The organism is bacterium (assembly GCA_018814885.1).
GTDB lineage: Bacteria > Krumholzibacteriota > Krumholzibacteriia > LZORAL124-64-63 > LZORAL124-64-63 > JAHIYU01.
The window spans coordinates 1-3068 of the sequence record JAHIYU010000096.1 but is presented as its reverse complement, the minus strand read 5'-3'; the positions used below and the strand labels follow the sequence as shown (position 1 = coordinate 3068).

The 3068-nt window shown below is 65.1% G+C and carries 4 protein-coding genes; all 4 read right to left on the bottom strand.

What is annotated here, in order from left to right; all coding sequences use genetic code 11:
• The coding region (locus KJ554_05920) for a pyruvate ferredoxin oxidoreductase (protein ID MBU0741876.1) at nt 1-602 on the bottom strand (602 nt) is incomplete at its 3' end.
• 13 nt (nt 603-615) lie between these two features.
• A complete protein-coding gene (gene porA / locus KJ554_05915) occupies nt 616-1803 on the bottom strand; it encodes a pyruvate ferredoxin oxidoreductase (GenBank protein MBU0741875.1) in 1188 nt (395 codons plus the stop codon).
• 20 nt (nt 1804-1823) lie between these two features.
• Nucleotides 1824-2132 (bottom strand): 4Fe-4S dicluster domain-containing protein, encoded by a 309-nt coding sequence (locus tag KJ554_05910; protein ID MBU0741874.1) that lies wholly within the window; start codon nt 2130-2132, stop codon nt 1824-1826.
• A complete protein-coding gene (locus KJ554_05905) occupies nt 2129-2710 on the bottom strand; it encodes a 2-oxoacid:acceptor oxidoreductase family protein (GenBank protein MBU0741873.1) in 582 nt (193 codons plus the stop codon). The genes KJ554_05910 and KJ554_05905 overlap by 4 nt, the downstream gene beginning before the upstream one ends.
• Between the last annotated feature and the right edge of the window lie 358 nt (nt 2711-3068).

Below are 3068 nucleotides of genomic sequence, written 5' to 3'. Positions count from 1 at the left end.
ATCTGCAGGTCCTTCCAGTGGAAGGGCGTGGTCTGGGCCACGTAGGGGATGTTGTGAGCGACCATGATCTTGGTCAGATCCTTGCGGTGCTGCTCCTTGCCCTGCTTGACCTTGCCGGCGGGCGCGGTCGAGGTGTGCGCGCCGAATGGCGTCGCGCCCGAGCGCTGGATGCCGGTGTTCATGTACGCCTCGTTGTCGTAGCAGACGTAGAGCATGTTGTGGCCGCGTTCCATGGCCCCCGACAGGGACTGCAGCCCGATGTCGTAGGTGCCGCCGTCGCCGCCGAAGGCGATGAAGTTGATCTTCTCGCGCTGGACGGGCAGCTCGCCGCGCTTCTTCAGGGCGCGGAAGGCCGTCTCGGCGCCGGAGATCGTGGCCGCGGCGTTCTCGAACGCCGAGTGGATGAACGGGGTCTTCCAGGCGGTGTACGGGAAGATGGTGGTGACGACCTCCATGCAGCCCGTGGCGCCGCCCACGACCGTGTCCGGTCCGGCGGTCAGCATGACCTGCCGCAGGATGTTCGACCCGGTGCAACCGGCACAGGCCCGGTGTCCGCCGGTCAGGAGGTCATCGCGCTTCGAAAGCGTCTGCAGATTTGCCATCGTCGAACCTCCTTTACAGGCGTACGCCCAGCATGTTGACGTCCTCGGCTGCCTTGCCCCCGGCGATGGCCTGGAGCTGGTCGATCAGACTCTCGATCTGGGCGATGTCGGTGTCGCGTCCGCCCAGCCCGAAGATCCAGTCGTGGATCCGGGGCGGGTCGGGCAGGCCGTACATGGCCGAGCGGACCTCGTTGAAGACCGGGCCGCCGAAGCCGCCGAAGGTCACCGACTTGTCCATGACGCCCACGACCTTGGCCTTGCCGAGGGCCTTGGCCAGGGCCGCCGCGGGGAACGGACGGAAGACGCGGATCTTCACGAGGCCTACCTTCACGCCCCGCTCGCGGTACGTGTCCACGACCACCTTGGCGGTGCCCGCGGTCGATCCGAGCACGACGATGATCATCTCGGCGTCGTCGGTGCGGTACTCCTCGATGAAGTCGTACACGCGCCCGCTCAGCTCGCCGTACTCCTTGAAGACCGCGGCGATGTGCCGGGGCGAGTCGTTGATCGCCGCGATCTGCGAGGTCTTGTGCTCGAAGTAGTAGTCGGTCAGGTCCAGGGGACCGACGGTGATGGGATTCTCCACGTCCAGCAGCGAGTAGCCCGCGCCCAGGTCCTTGGGACCGATGAACTTCCAGGCGTCCTCGTCCGGCAGGATGTGCAGCGACTCCGCCGTGTGGCTGATGATGAAACCGTCGTAGTTGATCATCACCGGCAGGCGGACGTCCTTGTGCTCGGCGATGCGCCAGCACATCAGGGCGGCGTCGTAGGCCTCCTGCGTGTTCTCGCACCACAGGTGGATCCAGCCGGCGTCGCGGCCGCCCATGGCGTCGGAGTGGTCGTTGTGGATGTTGATGTTGCCCGACAGCGCGCGGTTGACCACCGGCATGCAGATGGGCAGGCGCAGGCTGGCCGCGATGTAGATCACTTCCCACATCAGGGCGAAACCGGCCGAGCTGGTGGCGGTGAAGACGCGCGCGCCGGTGGCGGAAGCGCCCACCGCGGCGCTCATGGCCGAATGCTCGCTCTCGACCAGGACCATCTCGGTGTCGACCTCGCCGTCGGCGACGAAGTCGGCGAACTTGTGCATCATTTCCGTCTGCGGCGTGATCGGGAAGGCCGGGGCCACGTGGGGACGTGCTTGCTTGAAAGCGGTCGCCACGGCCTCGTTCCCGGTCAGCCCGACAAACAGCTGCTTCATGGGACTCTCCTTTCCGTGGCTCATTTCTCGTCGCGAACCATCACGATGGCCGCCTTGCCCTTCTTCGCGGGCGGACAGTGCTGCGCGCAGATGCCGCAACCCTTGCAATGCTCGTACACGAACCCCGTCATCTGGGTCTTCTCGCCGGAGGTGTCCAGCATGACGGCGCTGTCGGGACAGTAGATCCAGCAGAACATGCAATGCGTGCAGTTCTCCGCGACCCACCGGGGGACGTCGGAGCGCCAGTCGCCGGTCTTGAAATCGGCTGCGTTGCCGGCGTCGGTGATGATGCCCCCGTCGTGCAGGTCCTTGGTCGGAATGTTGCTCATTCTGACACCAACTCCTCGTAGGCCCGTTTGACGGCGGTGACGTTCCCGTCGACGACGGCCTGGGAAAACTTCTTCTTGAGCTGCGAAGCCATGCAGCGGGTCAATTCATCCAGTTCTATCACGTCCGAGATCTTGGCCAGCGCGCCGATCATGGGCATGTTCGGTATGGCACGGCCGAAGCTCTCCTTGGCGATCAGCGAGGCGTCGATGGTATGCACCTCGCCACCCTTGAGTCCCAGGCGCTTGCGGATGGCCGCCGGGGTATCGAGGGTGTTGATCAGGAAGATCGTATCGTCCTTCATGCCGTCGGCCACGCCGGCGGCTGGGGAATCGAGCAGGGACGAGTCGAGCACGATCACGTACTTGGGCGCGGCGATGCTGCAATGGACGCGGATGGGCTCCTCGGAGATGCGGGTGTAACCCCGGACCGGCGCGCCGCGGCGTTCGGGACCGTACTCGGGGAATCCCTGGCTGTACTTGCCGCGCTCCATCACCGCTTCGGCCAGGAAGATCGCGGCGGTCTTGGCGCCCTGTCCCCCTCGTCCGTGCCAGCGGATTTCTGTCATCTTCGCAGCCATGATGCACTACACTCCTTGAGCGGTTTCCAGGCGGGGGGCGCCGCGAAAGGCAAGCCCCCATCTCACCCCTAAGTTAGTCCCTGGGTTAGTCCGGTCAATCGAAAACACAATGCTCGTCGAGGGATTTGCCTCTCGAACTGCTGGGTATTGTTGCGATGCCAGCGCGATCTGATATCATGCACCGTCCGCGACAGCGAAACGTCTCCGGCGCAGGAAGGGCCATGACCGTCAAGACGAAGGAAATCACCATCAGATGCGGCGGGAGCCGCGGACGCTATGTCTGCGGGAAAGGCGTCCTGGGCGAATTGGCGCGGATCCGGGACGGGCGGCCCGCGGTCGCGCTCGTGGACGCGACGGT

Coding starts and splice junctions, on each gene's coding strand:
- KJ554_05910 (MBU0741874.1), bottom strand. CDS start 2,132: ATGAGCAACATTCCGACCAAGGACCTGCACGACGGGGGCATCATCACC.
- porA (MBU0741875.1), bottom strand. CDS start 1,803: ATGAAGCAGCTGTTTGTCGGGCTGACCGGGAACGAGGCCGTGGCGACC.
- KJ554_05905 (MBU0741873.1), bottom strand. CDS start 2,710: ATGGCTGCGAAGATGACAGAAATCCGCTGGCACGGACGAGGGGGACAG.